This window comes from Pseudomonas sp. S3_B08 (assembly GCF_054667725.1).
This window is the reverse complement of the sequence record NZ_CP162750.1, coordinates 4,404,877-4,426,915: the sequence shown is the minus strand read 5'-3', so window position 1 is coordinate 4,426,915 and position 22,039 is coordinate 4,404,877. Positions and strand designations below refer to the sequence as shown.

Genomic DNA, 22,039 nt, shown 5'->3' with positions numbered 1-22,039 from the left:
GACGCAGGCGGTCGCTGACAGGCGAGGGTTGTCACACTGATTTGTTAGCGTCGAACTCTTTGCATCGGGGAGTAGCGCTATGAGAATTGCACGCACGTTGTTGGCTGTAGCACTGGCGGCTGGCCTCGCCGGCCATGTATTCGCCACGGACCTCAAGCATTGGCCGGCGGATCAGGCCAAGGCGCTGGACGCGATGATTGCCGCCAACGCCAACAAGGGTAATTACGCGGTGTTCGACATGGACAACACCAGTTACCGCTACGACCTCGAAGAATCCTTGCTGCCGTTCATGGAAAACAAGGGCCTTATTACCCGCGAAAAGCTCGACCCCTCGCTGAAACTGATGCCCTTCAAGGACACCGCCGAGCACAAGGAAAGCCTGTTCAGTTATTACTACCGGCTCTGCGAAGTCGACGACATGGTCTGCTACCCGTGGGTGGCGCAGGTGTTCTCTGGCTTCACCCTCAAGGAACTCAAGGGCTACGTTGACGAGTTGATGGCTTCGGGCAAACCGGTGCCGGCGACGTATTACGAAGGCGATGTGGTGAAGAAGCTCGACGTCAATCCGCCGAAGATCTTCACTGGCCAGCAGGAGCTGTACAACAAGCTGATGGAGAACGGCATCGAGGTCTACGTAATGACCGCCGCTTCAGAGGAGCTGGTACGCATGGTCGCGGCGGATCCCAAGTACGGTTACAACGTCAAACCGCAGAACGTCATTGGCGTTTCACTGCTGCTCAAGGATCAGAAGACTGGCGAGCTGACCACTGCGCGCAAACAGATCACCGCCGGCAAATATGACGAGAAGGCCAACCTCGGGCTCGAACTGACGCCGTACCTGTGGACCCCGGCAACGTGGATGGCCGGCAAGCACGCAGCGATCCTGACCTATATCGATGAATGGAAAAAACCGGTACTGGTCGGTGGCGACACCCCAACCAGCGACGGTTACATGCTGTTCCATGATGTCGACGTGGCCAAGGGCGGCATTCACTTGTGGATCAACCGCAAGGACAAGTACATGACGCAAATCAACGGCATGATGGCCGGGCACGCGGCGGCGCAGGCCAAGGAAGGCTTGCCGGTGACGGCGGACAAGAACTGGGTGATCGTCAAACCGGAAGACATTCAGTAAGCCACGATCGCATGTAGGAGCTGCCGAAGGCTGCGATCTTTTGATCTTGTTTTGGATCGTTCCCACGCTCTGCGTGGGAATGCAGCCCGTGACGCTCTGCGTCACTGGACGCGGAGCGTCCCTTGAGACATTCCCACGCAGAGCGTGGGAACGATCAGCCGCGCACATGGCGGGGCATTTTTGCATCGGCGATTTGACGGTTACAGCCCGTCGAGCATCGCTTTGTTGCGCACCGCGCCCTTGTCGGCACTGGTCGCCAGCAGGGCGTAGGCCTTGAGCGCGGTGGTCACTTTGCGTGGACGCACCTCGACCGGTTTCCAGCCTTTCTTGTCCTGCTCGGCGCGGCGTGCCGCCAGTTCTTCGTCGCTGACCAACAGGTTGATCGAGCGGTTCGGAATGTCGATCAGCACCTTGTCGCCATCCTGCACCAGACCAATCGCGCCGCCGGCCGCAGCTTCTGGCGAAGCGTGACCAATCGACAGGCCGGAAGTACCGCCGGAGAAACGCCCGTCGGTGAGCAGCGCACAGGCTTTGCCCAGACCTTTGGATTTCAGGTAGGACGTCGGGTAGAGCATTTCCTGCATGCCCGGGCCTCCTTTCGGGCCTTCGTAGCGAATGATGACGATGTCGCCTTCCTTCACTTCGTCAGCGAGGATGCCGCGCACGGCGCTGTCCTGACTTTCGAAAATTTTCGCGTTGCCTTCGAAGACGTGGATCGACTCATCGACTCCGGCGGTTTTCACCACGCAACCGTCTTGCGCGATGTTGCCGTACAGCACGGCGAGGCCGCCTTCTTTCGAATAGGCGTGCTCGAAGCTGCGGATGCAGCCGTTTTCACGGTCGTCGTCGAGGGTTTCCCAGCGGGTCGACTGGCTGAACGCGGTCTGGGTCGGAATGCCCGCAGGACCTGCCTTGAAGAAGTGATGCACGGCTTCGTCGCTGGTCTGGGTAATGTCCCACTTGGCGATGGCTTCTTCCATGCTGCGGCTGTGTACGGTCGGCAGGTCGGTGTGCAGCAGGCCGCCACGGGCCAGCGAACCGAGGATGCTGAAAATGCCGCCGGCGCGGTGCACGTCTTCCATGTGGTACTTCTGGATGTTCGGTGCGACTTTGCACAGCTGCGGCACGCTGCGCGAGAGACGGTCGATGTCGCGCAGGTCAAAATCGATCTCGGCTTCCTGGGCGGCTGCGAGCAAGTGCAGGATGGTGTTGGTCGAACCGCCCATGGCGATGTCGAGCATCATCGCGTTCTCGAACGCCTTGAAGTTGGCGATGTTGCGCGGCAGCACGGAGTCATCGTTCTCACCGTAGTAACGCTTGCACAGCTCGACGATGGTGCGACCGGCCTGCAGGAACAGCTGCTCGCGGTCGCTGTGAGTGGCCAGAGTGGAACCGTTGCCCGGCAAGGCCAGACCCAGTGCTTCGGTCAGACAGTTCATCGAGTTGGCGGTGAACATGCCGGAGCATGAACCACAGGTCGGACAGGCGCTGCGCTCGTACTCGGCGACTTTCTCGTCAGAAGCGCTGGAGTCGGCGGCGATCACCATGGCGTCGACGAGGTCGAGGCCGTGGGAGGCGAGTTTGGTCTTGCCCGCTTCCATCGGGCCACCGGAAACGAAGATCACCGGGATGTTCAGGCGCAGCGCGGCCATCAGCATGCCCGGGGTGATCTTGTCGCAGTTGGAAATGCACACGATAGCGTCGGCGCAGTGGGCATTGACCATGTACTCGACGGAGTCGGCGATGATCTCGCGACTCGGCAGCGAATACAGCATGCCGTCGTGGCCCATGGCGATGCCGTCATCGACGGCGATGGTGTTGAATTCCTTGGCCACGCCACCGGCGCGTTCGATTTCGCGGGCGACCAGTTGACCCAGGTCCTTCAGGTGCACATGCCCCGGGACGAACTGGGTGAACGAGTTGGCGATGGCAATGATCGGCTTCTTGAAGTCGTCATCTTTCATGCCGGTGGCGCGCCACAGTGCGCGGGCGCCGGCCATGTTGCGGCCGTGGGTGGATGTTTTCGAGCGGTAATCTGGCATGGAGCACTCCGGGCGGCTAATCACGTACTAAAGGGGAGTGAGCTTCTGTTGACCTCTGAAACACCCGAAAAATGGCCGTGTGTCCGGAAGCTGCCGATGACGTTGCGGGATCGCCGCTGGTCTCAGCCTGAGCTCATAAACCCGCCGGGGATGAATGGCGATGAATGAGGCGATTCTACACCGCTGGCGTCGCGAGGGAATGGCGCAAAGCGTTGTTCCCCCGCTGAAGAGGCACGCGGGATGACGACTGGCAGGATCAGTGGTCGCCTCCCGGCATCACCGGATTGCTGCGCAGGTTGCTGACGCGACGGCCAATCACGCTGTTGAGCAACAGCGATACGCCGCTCAACACCACGAAGCCGTAACCCAGCGTCGCTTGCAGGTTGGCCGGGCCGAGGCTGATCAAGGCGCTGACCAGCCCGCCACAGATAAAGATGATGGTGCTGCCGGCAGACGCCGATGCGCCAGCATTTTCGGCAAACAGGCTCATGGCGCGGGAGGTAGCCGGTGGCCGGGAAATGGTCGTGCCCACCGTGCAGATGAGCATTGGAATCAGCACCGTCGCAGCTGACAAATCATGGTTGGCGGCCAGATAGAGCATTACCAGTCCCGAGAGCAGGATCAGACTCAGCCCGGTAAAAATCTGCTGTTGCGCATTGATATGCCGGTTCAGCACGCTGGCGAGCACGCCGCCAAAGACATAGGCGGCGCCGTAGATCAGCAGGATCAAGGCGAAATCGTAAGGTGCCATCTGCAGCTGCTCCATGAAGATCAGCGGGGAAATGACGATGAAGGAAAAGTGGCAAGCGAAAGCGAATGCGGAAATCAGCCAGCAGCCGACAAATTCGAAATTGCCCAGGACGCGCTGATAGGACTGGATGAAGCCCAGACGGTTGGCATCATGAGGAGGACGGCTGTTATCGAGCAATCGCCAGGTCTTGATCAGAACTGCTGCGGCCAGGGCGATGAAGACCCAGAAGCTGCCGCGCCAGCCGAGCGTGGCCTGCAGAAACGTGCCCGCCAATGGTGATACCGAAATGAAGATGCCCGTTGCGGTGACCATCAGGATCCGCAGGCGATCACGCTCGTTGCCTTCGAACAGATCCTGCACCAGTGCCTGGGACAGCACGAAGCAACCGCATCCCAGCGCCTGCATCACCCGGAAAATCAGGAACAGCGTGTAGTCATTGCTCAGCACGCAGCCAAGTGCGCCGAGCAGCGACACGCTCATGCCGGCAAGCAGCAGACCTTTGCGCCCGATCACATCTGACAGCGGGCCGATCAATAACTGGGCAAATGCGATGCCCACGGCAAACAGACTGATCGACAGCGCGATGTCGTTTGCCGATCGGCCAAAGTGGGCTGCCAATGCCGGAAAGGAAGGCAGCAGCACATCCAGCGGAAACACGCCAAGCAGGATCATCGCCAGCAGCAGGCTGATTGCTCCGCGCTGTTGTCGGCGGGTGGTTGCACGGCTGTGTTTATCCATCGATCAATCCTGCTTTGGCGAAGAGTGTCTGGTTATGGGGCAATGCAAAGAAGCCGGCCTTGTGCAGGGCCTCCACAGTAGGTTTGCAGCCTGCGCGTGCACGAGCGCGGTTGGCCTGCACCGTTGCCGTGCCGCCGACAATCTCCATCACGTCGATCTCGGCAATACCGGCCGAACGCAGGCTTTGTTGCAGCCAGCCTTCATCTGCTTCGAAGAAGATGGAAATGATCTCCACGAGGGTCTTGCTGGCGAACAGGCGTTGACGACTGTTCATCGCAATCCAGAAGTAATGGAAGGCTTCGGCGAAATAGCGGCTGTGCCGGGCTTCGTCGGCAAGGTGATCACGCAACATGTCACTCACACTGGATACCAGCGTGTCGCGGCAGACCTCCAGCAACTCGCGGGCAATGATGGTTTCCGAGACAAATCCCAGCAGGAACCAGGCCAATGCACGGTTTTTCTCCGGCGTGCGCGCGATCAAAGCGTTCATGCGGCTGATCCGCTTCGGAATGACCGGTCGCCGGGTGATGCCGTAGAGCGCAGCGATCTGCTCGGCAATCTGGTTGGAAAACAGCGCGTGGTAGCCCTCGTCGGTATACAGCTGCAGTGCCGCATGTTTCATCGGTAGCGGTATATAAATGGGCAGTTCGCGGTGCACGATGACTTCCACCGCGCGGTTGACGATGCGGTGTTCGAGCAGGGTGGTGTAGTCGAGGAAATACACCAGATGATTGGCGGTAAGGCGGTGCAGGGTTTCGCGACCTTTGGCCTGGATGGCCGGATGCGCCAGATAGGGCACAAAGGCCGGGGGTAACCAGTAGCGGGTTTGCAATTGCTGCTCGACATCGCCCGGTAATCGATAGTCGTGGACACTGCTGCGTACCGATGCACGGTTCTCCCAGCCTGGAAGCGTGAATTTGAGCGACCATGACACCGGGGCTTCGCTTTCGTCCATAGCCGTGGGAATCATGACTGTGCTCCGCTGAGCAGATCACGCATTTCCTGGCACATGGCCTGGCCATCGCTTTGTCCGCAGCCGACGAAGAACAACGGTTGCTCGGCGCTGTCCGCGATGCCGAGCAGGGTTTCAATCTGTGCGTCGGCAAATGCGCCGGTCAACCAGGTGTTCAACCCCAGCGTCGTCGCTACCAGTTGAAAGGTTTGCGAGAGATGACCGGCTTCGATGAAGGCCATGCGATAGGCACGCGAGTGCTCGTACTTCCACCAGAGACGATCAAACCTTGCAGTGATGAACACGCCCAGTGGCAGGTTGTTGATGAAATGCTGGCCGCCGAGCAATTGACCCAGCTCCGGATCCGGCAGCGCATTGATCCGACTCAGGGCGTGTTCGGCAGGGTGATAGGCGTAGATGCCGGGTTCCAGTCCGCTGACATTTTGCGCCAGGACAAATCCCTCACAGGCGTTCAGTCCGCCGCCGGACGGGCAGCTTCGGCGTGCCTCGAGACCCGGTGCGACCGGATCGTCGTGGGCATTGTCGCGTGGGGGAAGATAGCCGAGGGTCAAATACAGCAGCGTGCCAACCTCATCCAGTGTCACCGCTGCACCGGTGTAGGAACGACAGGTTTTGCGCCTCATCAGGGCCTGAGTCAGGCTGTCATCATCAATGGCGCCCGGTACGGGCAGGGTAATCAGGGGCTGCACTGATCGCCGCGCCCGGGTGTCTGCAGGTTCTGGCTTCGCCAGCACTTCGCTGCAGTGCGCCAGATATTGCCTGGACCACTCGTGGATATTCCGAGGCGTATGTGCGCTAGGTATGTTTTGTGTGCCGATGTGATAGATCTTCGACAATTCATCCCAGCCCCAATTCGGACTGTCTATTTTTAAAGTTATTAAAATGCCGGCGTCCAGAAGTTGTGTGTCTATTATGTTGTTCGGGTCAAATATATCAGGGTTGTGTATAAGGCTGGCGAGGCGATGGGAGTATTCAAGATCAAGTTCGTGTTGAGTGTGGTTCTTGTAGTTCCAGACAACTTGTCCAGGCGGGCGCGGCAATATAAAAAGAAAAGGATTGATATACATGGGCTCAGGTCACTCGGGAAAAAGTCTGATGGACGCCAGAGTGCCGGCACTCTCCGGCGTCCAGGCTTACTTAGCGGCCGGTGGCTGCAACCAGAAAGGCCAGGTTGGCGAGTTTGTCTGTTTCGAGATAAATGGTTTTCATGATGTGAACTCCTTGTTCGTTGGTAGTTGAGTCGCTTCGTTGCGACAACTTCATATTAGTTTGTAATCGAATATTGGCAAGCGGATATTAAGTAGGAATATTCCAGTAATTTTGTCGGAGTGATCTTTTGCAGGAGGCTTACTGCGTAGGTTTAATTTCCATGATTGACAGGCATGACGAAACTTCCTGCAAGGCAGCGAGAAAGAAGTTGTAGGAAGAGGGCAGGACACTCATGTCGAGTGTGAAAAAACGGGGGGAGGGCGCGCAAAAAAAACGGGGAGCTCAGTGGCTCCCCGGTGTTCAAGCGCAATCAGCTGTTGGGCAGCAGACGGCAGGTGATGCTTTTGATGTAACGGGTTTCAGCGATGGCCGGATGCACCGGATGATCCGGACCCTGACCGCCACGCTCGAGCATCTGGATATTGCGGTCCAGGTGACGGGCGCTGGTCAGCAGGATGTTCTGCAGATCGTCTTCCGGCAGGTGCATGGAGCACGAAGCACTGACCAGAATGCCGTCCTTGGTCAGCAGGCGCATGGCTTGCTCGTTCAGACGACGGTAGGCGCCTTCGCCGTTCTTCATGTCTTTCTTGCGTTTGATGAAGGCCGGCGGATCGGCAACGATCACGTCGAAGCGCTCTTCGCTGGCTTTGAGTTCCTTCAAGGCTTCGAAGACGTCGCCTTCGATGCAGGTCATCTTGTCAGCGAAGCCGTTCAGCGCGGCATTGCGCTCGACGCCGTCGAGGGCGAATGCAGAGGCGTCGACGCAGAACACTTCGCTGGCGCCGAACGCAGCGGCCTGCACGCCCCAGCCACCGATGTAGCTATAGAGATCAAGTACGCGTTTGCCCTTTGCGTAAGGTGCCAGGCGCGCGCGGTTCATGCGGTGATCGTAAAACCAGCCGGTTTTCTGCCCTTGAATGACCGGCGCTTCGAACTTGACGCCGTTCTCTTCCAGCGCGACCCACTCCGGCACCAGACCGAACACGGTTTCGACATAACGGTTGAGGCCTTCGGCGTCGCGGGCGGCGGAATCATTCTTGAACAAAATGCCGCTTGGCTTGAGCACTTGAGTCAGCGCGGCGATCACGTCGTCTTTGTGCGCTTCCATGGTCGCCGAGGCGATCTGCACCACAAGAATGTCGCCGAAACGATCGACCACCAGACCCGGCAGCAGGTCGGAGTCGCCGTAGACCAGGCGATAGAACGGCTTGTCGAACAGACGCTCGCGCAACGACAGCGCGACGTTCAGACGGTGCACCAGCAACGACTTGTCGAGTGCCAGTTTGATGTCGCGCGACAGCAGGCGCGCGCAGATCAGGTTGTTCGGGCTCATGGCGACGATGCCCAACGGCTTGCCGCCAGCGGCTTCGAGCACCGCCTGATCGCCGGCCTTGAAGCCGTGCAGAGGCGTGGCGGCCACGTCGATTTCGTTGCTGTAGACCCACAAGTGGCCGTTGCGCAGGCGACGGTCGGCGTTGGCTTTGAGGCGCAGGCTAGGCAGGGACATGACGTCGCTCCGGAAAAAAGAGCGGGAGTATAGCGTGTTGAGGTTTGCGCAGGGCTGAGGATGCGATGAAACGCTGATGATGCCTTCGCGAGCAGGTTCGCTCCCACACTTGGAATGCATTCACCTGTGGGAGCGAGCCTGCTCGCGAAAGCGATTTCAGCTCTTATGCAGCCAGTGCGTCAATCAGGGCCTGACTGAACGCCGGCACATCATCCGGCTGGCGGCTGCTGATCAGGTTGCCGTCCTTGACCACCTCCTGATCGACCCAGTTGACCCCGGCATTGACCAGATCGTCCTTGACCGTTTTGTAGCTGGTCATGGTCTTGCCATTGACCAGCCCTGCGGAAATCAGCAGCCAGCTGCCATGACAGATCACGGCAATCGGCTTGCCCGCCGAAGCAGCAGTCTTGACCAGATGCTGAGCATCCTGATCGATACGGATAGTGTCGGAATTCTGCACACCGCCCGGCAGCAGCACGGCATCGTATTGATCGACGCTCACAGCCTGAAAAGTGTTGGTGACCGGGAAGTCGTCGGCCGGTTTGTCATGGTTCCAGCCTTTCACCGTGCCAGCCTCGGCGGAAAGGATATCGACCTGCACGCCGGCCTGCTCCAGGGCATCCTTGGGGCCGGTCATTTCGACCTGTTCGAAACCATCGGTAACCAAAATAGCGACGCGTTTGCCATTGAGGGAAGTTGCCATCGGTAAGCTCCTGAGTCTGTGGAGATTTTGCCTTCGCAGCGAACCGTTGAGGTCCGATGCGCCCTACAGATTCCGAAGCCTGGACGCAGATGAAAGTTCCGGCGATGTGCCCATCGGTGTGTCGCCCTGCGGTTTCAGCGGTTAGAATCGCCGCCTGCCCCGGAGTGTGTACTTATGTCCCAAGAGCTGACCACCGAACAGATTCAACAATCGCTGCAAGGCATCAGTGTGCCGGCGCAACCGCAGATCATGGTGGATCTGCAAATGGAGCAGTACATGCCCGACCCGGACCTGGAGGTGATCGCCAAACTGATCTCCCAGGACCCCGGTCTGTCCGGCGCGCTGCTGAAAATCGTCAACTCGCCGTATTACGGCCTGAGCAACAAGATCACCTCGATCCAGCGTGCGGTGAACCTGTTGGGCAGCCGCTCGATCATCAACCTGATCAACGCGCAGTCGATCAAGGGCGAGATGAACGACGACACCATCGTCACCCTCAATCGTTTCTGGGACACCGCGCAGGATGTGGCGATGACCTGCCTGACCCTGGCCAAGCGCATCGGCACCCAGGCCGGTGACGAAGCCTATGCGTTAGGGCTGTTCCACGATTGCGGCGTACCGTTGATGCTGCAGCGTTTCCCCAATTACATGACCGTGCTGGAAGAGGCCTACGCCAGCGCCAGCCCGGAATGCCGCGTGGTCGATACGGAAAACCGTGTGTTCAACACCAACCACGCCGTGGTCGGTTACTACACGGCCAAGTCCTGGCGCCTGCCGGAGCATGTCAGCGCCGCCATCGCCAACCACCACAACGCGCTGGCGATTTTCAGCGACGAATCGTCGAAGAACAGCCAGCTGAAAAACTTGCTGGCGATACTGAAAATGGCCGAGCACATCTGCGCCTCGTATCGGGTGCTGGGCAACCAGAGCGAAGATTTCGAGTGGAACGCGGTCGGCCCGCTGGTGCTCGATTACGTCGGTCTGTCGGACTACGACTTCGAAACACTCAAACAAACGATTCGCGACCTCGGCGCGCATTGATCCGAGGACACCATGCCTGAACTGCCGGAAGTCGAAACTACCCGACGCGGAATCGCCCCGCACCTGGAAGGCCAACGGGTCAGCCGGGTCATCGTCCGCGACCGGCGCCTGCGCTGGCCGATCCCCGAAGACCTCGATGTGCGCCTGTCCGGGCAGCGCATCGTGCTGGTCGAGCGGCGCGCTAAATACCTGTTGATCAACGCCGAGATCGGCACGCTGATCAGCCATTTGGGCATGTCGGGCAATTTGCGTCTGGTCGAGGCCGGGTTGCCGGCGTTGAAGCATGAACACGTCGACATTGAACTGGAATCCGGACTGGCCTTGCGCTACACCGACCCGCGACGCTTCGGTGCGATGCTGTGGAGCAACGACCCGCTCAATCACGAACTGCTGATTCGCCTCGGGCCGGAGCCGCTGACCGATCTGTTCGATGGCGAGCGCCTGTTCCAGCTGTCACGCGGGCGCTCGATGGCGGTCAAGCCGTTCATCATGGATAACGCGGTGGTGGTCGGGGTGGGCAATATCTACGCGACCGAAGCGCTGTTCGCCGCCGGCATCGACCCGCGCCGCGAAGCCGGAAGCATTTCCCGCGGGCGTTACTTGAAACTGGCGATCGAGATCAAACGCATCCTTGCCGCCGCCATTGAGCGTGGCGGCACGACATTGCGCGATTTCATTGGCGGTGACGGTCAGCCCGGCTATTTCCAGCAGGAACTGTTTGTCTACGGCCGGGGAGGACAGCACTGCAAGGTCTGCGGCACCGGATTGCGCGAAGTGAAGCTCGGCCAGCGCGCCAGCGTGTTTTGCCCGCGCTGCCAGACCTGAAAAAATCCTTGGGTCTATAGTGAGAAGTCTCACTGTTCAGCCCGAAGGATCGTGCCATGAAACTCCTGCAAGTCTTCTTCGTCACGCTGCTGTTGTGTTCCAGCTTGGCCGTTCAGGCCTCGGAAAACGGCAGCGGTGACCCGCGATACACCATCCAGAATCCCCCGGCCTACGCCATGCTTGGCGACCTGCTGATTGCCCGACCTTTGCTGGTGGTGGCGACGGTGATCGGTGCGGGAGCGTTTGTGGTGTCGTTGCCGTTTACCGCGCTCGGCGGCGGTGTTGGCGATGCCGGTCAGGCGCTGGTGGTAGACCCGGCGAAAGCGGCGTTTGTGCGGTGTCTGGGGTGTACGGGGGAGGGGTTCGAGCAGCGCGAGTGAGCTAATCGGGTTTCAGGGGTGTGGCTGATGGCCCATTCGCGAGCAGGCTCGCTCCCACAGGAGAATGCATTGCAAATGTGGGAGCGAGCCTGCTCGCGAAGAGGGCCGGACGGGCACTGAAGAGATCAGGCCTTGCCGGTGATCTTGCGGTACTTCTCCATCAACTGTTCTTCAGTCTCCGGATGGGCTTCGTCCAGTGGAATGCAATCCACCGGGCAGACCTGCTGGCACTGCGGCTCGTCGTAGTGGCCGACGCACTGGGTGCACAGGTTCGGGTCGATCACGTAGATCTCTTCGCCTTGGGAAATGGCGGCGTTCGGGCACTCGGGTTCGCAGACGTCGCAGTTGATGCAATCGTCGGTGATGATCAGGGACATGCTAACTCCAGCCGGGGCGGCAGGCCCGGGCGCTATAAATCAATGCGCGCAATTGTGCCGCATTGACGCTCGCAGTGCACGCGGGGGCGATCAAGGGCAATCTTTGGCTGCGATCCAAAAACGAAAGGATCGCAGCCTGCGGCAGCTCCTACTTCTTGAAGCGCAGGGTCAGCGCGTCGGCCACGGCCGGGTGGACGAACTTGCTGATATCGCCGCCCAGCGCGGCAATCTCCCGCACCAGCGTCGAGGAAATGAACGAATAACGCTCCGACGGCGTGAGAAACAGGCTCTCCACATCCGGCGCCAGTTGGCGGTTCATGTTGGCCAGCTGGAATTCGTACTCGAAGTCCGAGACCGCGCGCAGACCACGCAGGAACACATTGGCGTTCTGCTCTTTGGCGAAATGCGCGAGCAGCGTCGAGAAACCGACCACTTCCACGTTAGGCAGGTGTTTGGTGACCTCGCGAGCCAGTTCGACCCGTTGTTCCAGCGGGAACAGCGGGTTCTTTTTCGGGCTGGCGGCGACCGCAATGATCACGTGATCGAACAGGCGCGAGGCGCGCTCGACCAGATCGCCATGGCCCTTGGTAATAGGGTCGAAGGTACCTGGGTACAACACTCGGTTCATCGCGTCGTCCTGGCGGGAGTCCGTTGGGGAGTCGGATGGTATCGCAGCCTTCCCGGTCGGCCAAGTCGCCTGTTGGGTAAGAAAGCACTATAGACGATGGGAATATTCTGCTTTTTCATGGATTTTTCAGTCGGTCAGCCAAGGCTGTCGCCAGTTGCGCGGTCAGGCCATACACCGACAACTGCGGGTTGGCGCCGATGCTGGTGGGGAACAGCGAGCCGTCGTGAATCGACAGATTGCGCAGTTGATGATGGCGACCAAGGCTGTCGGCGACCGCGCTTTTCGGATCTTCACCCATCGCACAACCACCCATCACGTGGGCACTGCCCAGTCGCGTGCGGTACAGCTCCAGGCTCAGTCCATCGATCATTGAGCGCGCCTCGGCCAGTGTCTTCACATAGCGGCCGTCGGCGTGCATCGGCATCACCGATTGCGCGCCGCCGGCGAACTGAATTTCGGCCATCACGTGAAAGGCCCGGCGCAAACCGTCCCAGGCGTATTGCGAAACCTGATAGTCGAGCACCGGCGAGCCATCACCGCGCAGCTCCACCGAGCCACCGCTGCTGTCCGGATGGAAGCCATCGCGCAGCAGCGCCAGCATCGCGTGGGTGTGCGGCAGATCAGCCATGTGTTGCGCGTTCTCTTGACCGAAACCGCCGAGCAGTGTGGCGGCCAGCGCCGGGTGCAGCGGCGGCACTTCGAGTTTGAAAGCCATCGGCCCGGTGGTGCCGTCCTTCCACTGAAAATGGTCGGAGTAGATCGACTGCGGCGCGCCGTAGAACGGATTGACCACCTCGGCGAAACGCGCGGCGGACATGTTCACCGGGTGCAGAAAGGTGCGCTTGCCTATGCGCTCATGCGGATCCGGCGCGTCGGAGCGCAGCAACAGCGCCGGGCTGTTGATGCCGCCGCCGGCCAGCACATAATGCCGCGCCTTGACGGTGATGCTGCGCCCGGTCGGCTCGACGCAGCGTTCGTCCATCGCCACGCAATGCAGCCCGGTAACCTTGTCGCCGCTGATCAGCAGCTTCTCCACCCGCGCCAGATACAGCAGCTCGCCGCCCTTTTCCAGCGTCGCCGGGATGGTCGTGACCATCATCGATTGCTTGGCGTTGCTCGGGCAGCCCATGCCGCAATAGCCCAGATTCCAACAACCGCGAACGTTGCGCGGGATCACGTGCCAGCTGTAGCCGAGGTGCTCGCAGCCTTTGCGGATCACGTCGTTATTGGCGTTGGGTGGCACCATCCACGGCGCGACGCCCAGGCGCTGCTCCATTTTTTCGAACCACGGCGCCATCTCTGCCGGGCTATGGCCTGTGACGTTGTGCTCGCTGGCCCAGTGTTCGAGGGTCGGCTCGGGTGTGCGGAAGCTCGAGGTCCAGTTGATCAGCGTCGTGCCGCCGACCGCGCGGCCCTGCAGGATCGTGATCGCGCCGTCCTTGCTCATGCGCCCGATGCCTTCCTGGTAGAGGCTGCTATAGGCCTCGTCTTCGAGCAGTTTGAAATCCGAGCTGGTCTTCAGCGGGCCTTCTTCGATCAGCAGGACTTTGTAGCCGGCCGCGCTGAGGATCTCTGCCGTGGTGCCGCCGCCGGCGCCACTGCCGATGATCGCCACGTCGGCTTCGAGGGTGAGGTCGTCGCTCAGTTGCGCGCCGTTGTAGGTTTTCCAGCCTCGGGCGAGGCCTTCGCGGAAGGGATCGGGTACGGGCATCGGTCAGGTTCTCTTTATTATTCTGGATGCTGAGGTGATGCAGCAGGCCCCTTCGCGAGCAGGCTCGCTCCCACAGGGGGATGCATTTCAAATGTGGGAGCGAGCCTGTTCGCGAAGGCCGCGCCCTGGTTTCAGACCTTCGGCGGACCGGGATAACCGCAGTGAGCCCAGGACTCGGCGCGGGTGTACCAGGCCATCATCACCATCTGCTGCAACGAGCTGTGGCCCATGCGCAACAAGCTCAGTGAGCTGTTCTCCCAGCGTTCAAGGAAATGCCGCATCGCTTCAGGGCTGGCGTTTTCCCAACTGCCCCAGATGCCGGTGAGCGGGCCACGGGTCACGGCCATGCCGAGCACATCGAACAGTTGCCGAGTGAGCTTGAGCATTTCCGGCGACACGTGATCAAGGCTGTAGTCCAGCGACTTCAGCGTGCCGTCGACCGCCGCGGGCATTTCCCCGGTGGCAACGGCGCCGTCGAGCATCACCGGGATCAGCGCGCGCAGGAACAGCAGATCGCCGTCGCGCAAACTGACGAAGCCGTTGGCGCTGACGCTCGACGAGCAGCCAGTGAGGCTGGCGCCAAGGCCGGCGGTGGCGAGAAACGCGCTGGCGCCGAGGCTGAATTTCAGCATGCCACGGCGCGACAGGGCGGGTGTTTCGGTCAGGCTTGGGTGCATTGTTTTTATTACCCGGCGTCGACGAACGTTTAGCGAATGAACAGCTTCTGAATCAGTTTCTGAATCGATGTGCCGTAGGGCGGGTAGATCAGCCGGGCCGCGTTGAAGCGTTGTTTGATCAGCACGCCCTTGGCCTTGCTGAAGGTCAGGAAACCTTCGTGGCCGTGGTAATGGCCCATGCCCGAGGGGCCGATGCCACCGAAGGGCATATCGTCCTGAGCGACATGCAACAAGGTGTCGTTCAGGCATACGCCGCCGGAATGGGTCTCGTGCAGTACGCGATGCTGTTCGCGTTTGTCGTAGCCAAAGTAGTAAAGAGCCAGAGGACGAGGCCGCTGATTGATGTAAGCGAATGCCTGCTCCAGATCGCGATAAGGCACGATCGGCAGCAACGGGCCGAAAATCTCGTCCTGCATCACCGTCATCTCATCGCTGACATTGAGCAGCACGCTGTGCGGCATGCGTCGGCCCTGGCCTTGTTCGAACAACGGGATCAGCAGCGCGCCCTTGCTGGTCGCGTCGCTGACGTAACCGTTCAGTCGGGCCATCTGGCGTTCGTTGATGATCGCGGTGTAGTCGGCGTTGTCGGCCAGGGTCGGGTAGAAGCCTTTCACAGCCTGACGGTAGGCCTCGACGAAGGCGCCGACGCGGTCTTCCGGCACCAGCACATAGTCGGGCGCGACGCAGGTCTGCCCGGCGTTGAGGGTTTTGCCGAAGGCGATGCGTTCGGCGGCGTCCTTGAGCGGTACGTCTGTGGAGACGATGGCCGGCGACTTGCCGCCCAGTTCCAGGGTGACCGGCGTGAGGTTTTCCGCTGCAGCGCGCATGACGTGTTTGCCGACGCTGGTGGAACCGGTGAACAGCAGGTGATCGAACGGCAACCGCGAGAACGCTACGCCGACATCCGCTTCGCCCAGCACTACACAAACCAGGTCTTCGGGAAAGATCCGCGCGAGCAGCTCTTTGAGCAACAGGCCGGTGGCCGGGGTCGATTCGCTGAGCTTGAGCATCACCCGATTGCCCGCCGCCAGGGCGCCGACCATCGGCCCTACGGCCAGATACAGCGGGTAGTTCCACGGCACGATCACACCGACCACGCCCAGCGGCTGGTAAACAACCTTTGCCGAAGCAGGCTGGAAGGCCATGCCGACCTTGCGCCGCGACGGCTTCATCCATTTTTTCAGGTGACAGCTGGCGTAGTGAATGCCGTGCAGGCTCGGCATCAGTTCGGCGAGCAGGGTTTCGTCGGCGCTGCGGTGACTGAAATCGGCGCTGATCGCGTCGATCAATGCCTGCCGCTCAGCGCTGAGCAAATCGCGCAAAGCCTTGAGCCATTGCTGACGTTGTGCGGCCGGCGGCATCGGGTTGGCGGCGTACGCGGCCCGTTGTGCCTGGAACTGCCGATTGAGGGTTTCAAGAGGCTGTTGCAGGGTTTGCAGGTAGGCAATGTCGGCAGTCATCGCGGGCTCCGGATTTTATTGTAATGGACACTTTTTAGAGTCTAAGCTCTAGAAAGTCAAACGACTTCCGTGCACGGCAAGGTTTTATCCATTTCCGGTTAGGTCGTAAGATGCGCCGTCTACGCACTCTGAATTAAAGCTCAAGCCATGGCCCCACGAATAAAAACCAGCGAGCGCATCGTTCAGAACAGCCTGGAGCTGTTCAATCAGCAGGGCGAGCGCAGCGTCAGCACCAACCACATCGCCGCGCACATGGAGATTTCTCCGGGCAACCTGTACTACCACTTCCCCAACAAGCAGGCGATCATCGCTGTGTTGTTCAGTGAGTACGAAGCCCTGGTGGACAGCTTTTTGCGTCCGCCTCAGGGTCGCCCGGCGACCGTCGAGGACAAGCGTTTCTATCTCAAGGAACTGCTCTCGGCCATGTGGCGTTACCGTTTTCTGCATCGCGATCTTGAGCATCTGCTCGACAGCGATGCGGAACTGGCCGCGCGTTATCGGCGCTTCTCCCAGCGCTGCGTGATCCAGGGGGCCGCTATCTACGAAGGTTTTGTCGCCGCCGGCATCCTGAAAATGGATCGCGTGCAGATCGAATCGCTGACCCTCAATGCGTGGATCATCCTGACCTCGTGGGTGCGTTTTCTGTGCACCACGCGGGAAAACTCCAACCACCTCAGCGAACAGGCCGTGAAGCGTGGCGTGTATCAGGTGCTGGTGCTTGAGGCAGGGTTTGTCACCGATCAGGCGCGGGATGAAGTCAACGCACTGTTCGACGAATTCTATGTGCCGCTGGCGCAGGCCCTTGAAGACGTGAAATAAACCGTTCAGCCGAATTCCACAGGAGCCCGTTATGTCGATTGCGCAGTTGATCAGCCCACAAGCTTTGGACGCTCGCAAAGAGCAGCCGGGGCTGGTGATTCTCGATTGTCGTTTCGCCCTCGAAGATCCGGATTACGGCCAGCGCAGCTACGCCGAAGGGCACATTGCCGGGGCGAGTTTCGCCGATCTGGAGCAGGATCTGAGCGGTAAAGTCGAGAAGGGCGTGACCGGACGTCATCCGTTGCCCGAGCCGGCGGTGTTGATCGAGCGCCTGCAAGCCTGGGGCATCAGCAACGACAGCGATGTGGTTTTGTACGACGACGGCCCGGGTGCGTATGCGGCGCGGGCGTGGTGGTTGCTGGCATGGCTGGGCAAGCGCGACGGCGTGTTCATTCTCGACGGCGGGCTCAAGGCCTGGCACGCGGCCGGCCTGCCGCTGAGCCTGGATCCGCCGAGCATGACTCCGGGCCACTACAGCGGTCAGCCGGACATGAGCCTGCTGCTCAGCGCCGAGCAACTGCTACAACGTCTCGGCCAGCCAACCCTGACCCTGCTCGACGCCCGCGCCTTGCCGCGCTTCAAGGGCGAAGTGGAACCGATCGATCCGGTCGCCGGGCACATTCCCGGCGCGCAGTGCGCGGCGTTCACCGACAACCTCGGCAGTGATGGACGTTTTTTGCCGGCGGAGCAGCTCAAGCAGCGCTTTGCGGCGAAGCTGGGTGATCGCTCACCGTCGGAACTGGTCGCCTACTGCGGCTCCGGGGTGACGGCGTGCCATAACCTGTTCGCACTGTGCCTGGCTGGCTATCCGCTGGGTGCGCTGTATGCCGGATCGTGGAGCGAGTGGATCAACGAACCGTCGCGCAGCATTGCCACGGGCGAATAAACCCAGCGATCTCTCTGTAGGAGTGAGCCTGCTCGCGATGGCGGTGTGTCTGTGAGTTAAATGCCACCTGACTCACCGCTTTCGCGAGCAGGATCGCTCCCACATTGAACCAGGTTGTGCCATGCATTTTCATGCCGACACAAATCCCTGTGGGAGCGAGCCTGCTCGCGAAGGCGTCCTGTCAGGCATTGAATTTCCAGACTGACCCACCGCCATCGCGAGCAGGCTCACTCCTGCAAGGGATATGCGGCGTTCATTGACCGAGTGCGGCCAGCCATTGTGGTATGCGCCGCTCCAGGTAATACCCGGGCTGGCGAAACGAGCCGTCGACGAAACCGACATGACCGCCACGCGTTTGCAATTCGAACTGGGTGCAGGCTGACAACTCATCGGCTTGCGGCAGGCTGTGGGGAAATACGAACGGATCATCCGCTGCCTGAATAATCAGCGTCGGCGTGCGGATCTCGCCGAGGTAGTAGCGGCTCGAGGCGCGGCGGTAGTAATCCTCGGCATCGGTGAAACCATGCAGCGGCGCGGTGACCCGGCCGTCGAAATCCCAGAACGTACGCATGTTTTCCAGCGAGCCGAGCGCGGCCAGTTTCGCCAGGCCGTCTTCGCGTCCGTCATGCTGGAACTGGCGCTGCTTGTTCTTGATGTAGGCGACCATTTCGCGCATGAAATGCGCCTGGTAAACCCGCGAAAATCCCTGGCCAATCCGGTCTGCGCACTGGTCGAGCCTGAACGGCACCGACACCGCCACTGCGCCGAGCACGCCGCTGTTGCTGCCGGTTTCGCCAAGATGTTTGAGCAGCACGTTGCCGCCCAGTGAATAGCCGACCGCGTACAACGGCGCCAACGGTCGTTTCGCGCGCAGGTGCTGGATGGCTTCGGCAAGGTCTTCGCTGGCGCCGGAGTGGTAGCTGCGCGGCAACAGATTCGGCTCGCCGGAACAACCGCGCCAGTTCAGCGCCACGCTGGCCCAGCCCTGCTCGGCCAAGGCCTTTTGAATGCCCGCCACATAGGGCGAATTGGATGAGCCGGTCAAACCGTGCAGCACCAGTACCAACGGCGCCTCGGCGCTGTGCGGGCCGTGCCAGTCGAGGTCGAGGAAGTCGCCGTCCTCGAGCCACAGGCGTTCGCGTTCGCGCTCGATGTGCACGGTCTTGCGCCACAGCGGACCCCACAGGGTTTGCAGATGCGGATTGCCGAGGCCGAAGGCCGGAACGAAACGCGAGGCGGGAAGCGGGGACGGTGATTGCACGGCAAATCTCGACAGGTCTTGCGTAAAGCGACCGGCGCACAGGGCGGGCTGTCGCTTCTCAACGAAAGCGCCTAACTTGCCACAAAGCCCGGGTCGGCGCGACACATGTCCTCTTCAGCCTGACCGATCGGCGCAACCTCCGGTCCAGGCAGTGGCTGTTGCTCGACACTGGGGCCGACCGTAACCGACACCCAGCGATCAACAGACAAGTGACGGTTCATAGCGAGTTTGATGTCGTCCACCGTCAGCCTCTGCACTTGTTGCATTGTGTAATCCATATCGAGCGGCAAGTCGTAGCGGTTGATCTCCACGAGTCTGGCCAGAATGTGCCGGTTGCTGGCGCTGGTGAGCACATTTCTGTTGGCCAGCCTGCGCTTGAGGTGCTCGAGTTCCGGGGCGGTCGGCCCTTCCCGAAGAAAATCATTGAGCATCGAGCGCACCAAAGCGACGGTGCTGTCGCTCATGGAGCTACCGGTCTGCAAGGTGACGGTCAGCAACCCGGCGCCACCAGCCCAATTGACGCTGGCGCCATACACGTCATAAACCTGTCCGCGCTTGTGCCGCAGTTCATTCATCAACCGACTGTTGCTGCCTCCGGCGAGAATCTGACTGGCGGCGTACAAGGCGGGGTGATCGGCATGTCGTCGCGGCACGCTGATTTGGGCAAAGGCAATGTGGGTCTGCAGTTGATTCAGTTCCAGGTGACTGGACTGGACGTTTCCGGGTGTTGCCATTGCTGAAGACACCAGCGCGTCAGGAGGCTTGGGCAGGGCATTGCTGATCTGCAGGCTGATCGCTTGTGCCTGGTCCAGAGTGAGGTCGCCGACGAGGGTGATTTGCGCATGTCGGGCAGCGTAATAGCGGCGATGGAAATCCTCCACGGCGGCCCGGGTCACGGCATTGAGGCCCCATTGCGTGCCATAGACCGGAAGGCTGTACGGGCTGTCCGGCGCAAGCAGTGCCTTGATGCTCTGCGAGGCCAGACCCGCGGCATCGCCTTGCTCTGCGATGAGCGCGGCGCGCAGTTCGTCTTTCACTGGCGGCAGGCGCTGGGCGCTGAGCGATGGCTCGCTGAATATTCGCGTCAACAGATCCATCGCCGGTAGGCGCTTGGCCGGATCGCTGAGGCTGCGCAGGGAGAACACGGCGCGGTCGTGATCGATGTCCATTTCCCATTGCGCGCCGAGCCCGTCGAAGGTTTCGACGATGGCGGACAAATCCTTGCCGGGGATACCTTCATTGAGCATGGAAAAGGTCGTGGCAGCCAGGCCCGGCAGGCTACCGTCGCGGGCGCTGCCTGCGGCGAAGCTGACGTGAATATCGAACATCGGCAGATCGCTCGTGCGCACGAACAGCACCTTGGTGCCGGTCAGGGTTTTCCAGCCCCTGATCTGCAATGCGCGCGGCTTGATTTCCAGCGCCTGGACTTCGCTGAGCGATTGCAGGCGCGATGTCCGCGCTTGTTCAGGCTGACCATCAGCGCAAGCCGCCGCAGCCGACAGCCACATCAGGACCAACCCCGTGCGCCTTGAGGGCCTGCTCATCGGACGTCCACCTTGCGCACGTGGGCAACGCTGAGACGCTCGGGTGTCAGCCACGTGGCGGCCACTTCGCGGATCTGTTGCGGCGTCACTTTCGCCAATGCAGCTGCATCTTCATCGAGTATTCGCCAAGGCAAGCCGATGGCCTGGAGCCTGGCCAGCTGACGCGCCTGTTCCTGAATCGAATCGCGGGCATACACCTGCTGCGCGATCAGTTGCGTGCGTGCCCGCTCGAGCTCTTCTGCCGACGGTGGTGTGGTGCGCAACGTTTCGATCTGCTCCCACACCCGCGCTTGCGCACCTTCAAGATCGGTCAGCGGCGGATCGGCCAGCTCGGCAGTCAACAGCAGCAGGCTGTCGCCGCGCGTCCGTTCGTCGTAGTGAGTGTCGACACGATTGAGAACGCGGTCGGTGAAAATCAATTTCTTTTGCAGGCGCGCGCCATGTGCGCCGCCGAGTATCGCGTTGATCAGGCGCAGGGCGTGCACGGTGTGCAGGTCTTTGGCCGTGGCCAGTCCGGGCAGATTGAAAGCCATCAGCAACCGCTCTGCTGGGACATGGCGCTGCAAGGTCAGTCTGCGTTCGCCCGGCACTTTCAGCTCCACGGGCCGTAACAGGCGCGGCACGGGACGATTTGCGAGCGCGCCAAAATAGCGCTCGGCCAGCGGCTGCACGTGTGCGAGCGTGACATCGCCGACGATCACCAGTACGGCGTTGCCCGGCGCATAACGGCTTTGATACCAATGGCGAAGTTCCTTGGCGTCCACGTGCTGCAGGTCGTGCATCCAGCCGATGACTGGCGTGCGATAGCTGTTGGCGACATGCGCCTGGCTGGTGAAGTGTTCCAGCGCAGCGGCGTCGACATCGTCGTCGATGCGCAGCTGGCGCTCTTCGCGGATGACTGCCAGTTCGGTTTTCAGGTCGTCGACGTGCAAATCAGCAGTCGTCATCAGGTCGGCCATCAGCTCGAAAACCACGCCCAGATAGCGCGGCGACAAGGTCTGGTAGTAGCCGGTGACGTCCTCGGCGGTGAAGGCATTTTCTTCGGCACCCAGGGACTCCAAAAGACGCGAAGCCTCACCGGCGCAGGTCTTGCGGCTGCCTTTGTAGAGCATGTGTTCAAGAACGTGCGATAGCCCGGCTTGCCCCGGCGCCTCGTCTGCCGAGCCGACCTTGAACCACAAATGCGAAGTGACCAGCGGCGCACGGTGATCCTCGCGCACCAGTACCTGCAAACCGTTTTCCAGGGTGAATTGATGAGTCGGCGGGGGCGTGGCGGCCAGCGTCATGAACGGCGCGAGGCCAAGAAAAAGCAGCATCCGGCTGCAGAGCGTATCCATACGCGAAATCCTCAGTGGTTAACGCAGATTGCGGC

At 60.7% G+C, this 22,039-nt stretch carries 20 protein-coding genes; 6 read left to right on the top strand and 14 right to left on the bottom strand.

Annotated elements, in window-relative coordinates; translation table 11 throughout:
- Window positions 1-79: 79 nt before the first annotated feature.
- On the top strand, window positions 80-1,135 hold the full coding sequence (locus AB4N73_RS20095) for an HAD family hydrolase (protein WP_460142463.1): 1,056 nt from the start codon (window positions 80-82) through the stop codon (window positions 1,133-1,135).
- A gap of 200 nt (window positions 1,136-1,335) precedes the next feature.
- Here the strand turns inward: AB4N73_RS20095 and ilvD are convergent, their stop codons facing one another.
- The 6 genes from ilvD to AB4N73_RS20065 form a co-directional block, all read right to left on the bottom strand.
- Window positions 1,336-3,177, bottom strand: a complete 1,842-nt coding sequence (ilvD, locus tag AB4N73_RS20090; RefSeq protein ID WP_024014684.1) for a dihydroxy-acid dehydratase — start codon at window positions 3,175-3,177, stop codon at window positions 1,336-1,338.
- Window positions 3,178-3,433: 256 nt separating this feature from the next.
- Complete coding sequence (locus tag AB4N73_RS20085) at window positions 3,434-4,666, bottom strand: MFS transporter (protein WP_460142462.1); 1,233 nt, start codon at window positions 4,664-4,666, stop codon at window positions 3,434-3,436.
- Complete coding sequence (locus AB4N73_RS20080) at window positions 4,659-5,636, bottom strand: diiron oxygenase (protein WP_150636946.1); 978 nt, start codon at window positions 5,634-5,636, stop codon at window positions 4,659-4,661. Before AB4N73_RS20080 ends, AB4N73_RS20085 begins: the two co-directional genes overlap by 8 nt.
- Window positions 5,633-6,706: a SagB family peptide dehydrogenase gene (locus tag AB4N73_RS20075; RefSeq protein ID WP_460142461.1), complete on the bottom strand. Its 1,074-nt coding sequence runs from the start codon at window positions 6,704-6,706 to the stop codon at window positions 5,633-5,635. The genes AB4N73_RS20080 and AB4N73_RS20075 overlap by 4 nt, the downstream gene beginning before the upstream one ends.
- 452 nt (window positions 6,707-7,158) lie before the next feature.
- A complete protein-coding gene (locus AB4N73_RS20070; RefSeq protein WP_016772700.1) occupies window positions 7,159-8,355 on the bottom strand; it encodes a class I SAM-dependent rRNA methyltransferase in 1,197 nt (398 codons plus the stop codon).
- Between the two features lie 163 nt (window positions 8,356-8,518).
- The gene (locus tag AB4N73_RS20065; protein ID WP_071172203.1) at window positions 8,519-9,058 is read right to left on the bottom strand and encodes a type 1 glutamine amidotransferase domain-containing protein; all 540 of its coding nucleotides are present in this window, start codon (window positions 9,056-9,058) and stop codon (window positions 8,519-8,521) included.
- 228 nt (window positions 9,059-9,286) lie between these two features.
- Here AB4N73_RS20065 and AB4N73_RS20060 point away from each other — a divergent pair, with 228 nt between their 5' ends.
- Genes AB4N73_RS20060 through AB4N73_RS20050 form a run of 3 tightly spaced genes read left to right on the top strand, consistent with a single transcriptional unit; the run spans window position 9,287 to window position 11,304 of the window.
- Window positions 9,287-10,099, top strand: a complete 813-nt coding sequence (locus AB4N73_RS20060) for an HDOD domain-containing protein (RefSeq protein WP_161984078.1) — start codon at window positions 9,287-9,289, stop codon at window positions 10,097-10,099.
- A gap of 12 nt (window positions 10,100-10,111) precedes the next feature.
- Window positions 10,112-10,924 carry a bifunctional DNA-formamidopyrimidine glycosylase/DNA-(apurinic or apyrimidinic site) lyase gene (gene mutM, locus AB4N73_RS20055; RefSeq protein WP_041476835.1) on the top strand — a complete coding sequence of 271 codons (813 nt, stop codon included), beginning with the start codon at window positions 10,112-10,114 and terminating at the stop codon, window positions 10,922-10,924.
- Window positions 10,925-10,980: 56 nt separating this feature from the next.
- Window positions 10,981-11,304, top strand: a complete 324-nt coding sequence (locus AB4N73_RS20050) for a hypothetical protein (RefSeq protein WP_041476834.1) — start codon at window positions 10,981-10,983, stop codon at window positions 11,302-11,304.
- A gap of 125 nt (window positions 11,305-11,429) precedes the next feature.
- Here the strand turns inward: AB4N73_RS20050 and AB4N73_RS20045 are convergent, their stop codons facing one another.
- The 5 genes from AB4N73_RS20045 to AB4N73_RS20025 form a co-directional block, all read right to left on the bottom strand.
- Window positions 11,430-11,681, bottom strand: a complete 252-nt coding sequence (locus AB4N73_RS20045) for a YfhL family 4Fe-4S dicluster ferredoxin (protein WP_003195146.1) — start codon at window positions 11,679-11,681, stop codon at window positions 11,430-11,432.
- Window positions 11,682-11,829: 148 nt separating this feature from the next.
- The gene (gene coaD / locus AB4N73_RS20040) at window positions 11,830-12,309 is read right to left on the bottom strand and encodes a pantetheine-phosphate adenylyltransferase (protein ID WP_003229157.1); all 480 of its coding nucleotides are present in this window, start codon (window positions 12,307-12,309) and stop codon (window positions 11,830-11,832) included.
- A gap of 115 nt (window positions 12,310-12,424) precedes the next feature.
- Entirely contained in the window at window positions 12,425-14,020 is a 1,596-nt protein-coding gene (locus AB4N73_RS20035; RefSeq protein WP_460142460.1) for a GMC family oxidoreductase, read from the bottom strand.
- Window positions 14,021-14,151: 131 nt separating this feature from the next.
- Window positions 14,152-14,697, bottom strand: coding sequence for a twin-arginine translocation pathway signal protein (locus tag AB4N73_RS20030; protein ID WP_460142459.1), 546 nt, complete (start codon window positions 14,695-14,697; stop codon window positions 14,152-14,154).
- Window positions 14,698-14,726: 29 nt separating this feature from the next.
- Window positions 14,727-16,157 carry a coniferyl aldehyde dehydrogenase gene (locus AB4N73_RS20025; RefSeq protein WP_460142458.1) on the bottom strand — a complete coding sequence of 477 codons (1,431 nt, stop codon included), beginning with the start codon at window positions 16,155-16,157 and terminating at the stop codon, window positions 14,727-14,729.
- A 147-nt stretch (window positions 16,158-16,304) separates the two neighbouring features.
- On the opposite strand from AB4N73_RS20025, the gene AB4N73_RS20020 reads away from it, so the two are divergent.
- Window positions 16,305-16,976 carry a TetR/AcrR family transcriptional regulator gene (locus AB4N73_RS20020; protein WP_016772708.1) on the top strand — a complete coding sequence of 224 codons (672 nt, stop codon included), beginning with the start codon at window positions 16,305-16,307 and terminating at the stop codon, window positions 16,974-16,976.
- Between the two features lie 31 nt (window positions 16,977-17,007).
- The gene (locus AB4N73_RS20015) at window positions 17,008-17,862 is read left to right on the top strand and encodes a sulfurtransferase (RefSeq protein WP_095181326.1); all 855 of its coding nucleotides are present in this window, start codon (window positions 17,008-17,010) and stop codon (window positions 17,860-17,862) included.
- 253 nt (window positions 17,863-18,115) lie between these two features.
- On the opposite strand, the gene AB4N73_RS20010 is transcribed toward AB4N73_RS20015, so the two are convergent.
- The 3 genes from AB4N73_RS20010 to AB4N73_RS20000 all read right to left on the bottom strand — a co-directional run bounded on the left by AB4N73_RS20010 (window position 18,116) and on the right by AB4N73_RS20000 (window position 22,004).
- A complete protein-coding gene (locus AB4N73_RS20010; protein ID WP_095181327.1) occupies window positions 18,116-19,123 on the bottom strand; it encodes a hydrolase in 1,008 nt (335 codons plus the stop codon).
- Between the two features lie 71 nt (window positions 19,124-19,194).
- A complete protein-coding gene (locus AB4N73_RS20005; protein WP_460142457.1) occupies window positions 19,195-20,667 on the bottom strand; it encodes a M16 family metallopeptidase in 1,473 nt (490 codons plus the stop codon).
- Complete coding sequence (locus AB4N73_RS20000; RefSeq protein WP_460142456.1) at window positions 20,664-22,004, bottom strand: M16 family metallopeptidase; 1,341 nt, start codon at window positions 22,002-22,004, stop codon at window positions 20,664-20,666. Before AB4N73_RS20000 ends, AB4N73_RS20005 begins: the two co-directional genes overlap by 4 nt.
- Between the last annotated feature and the right edge of the window lie 35 nt (window positions 22,005-22,039).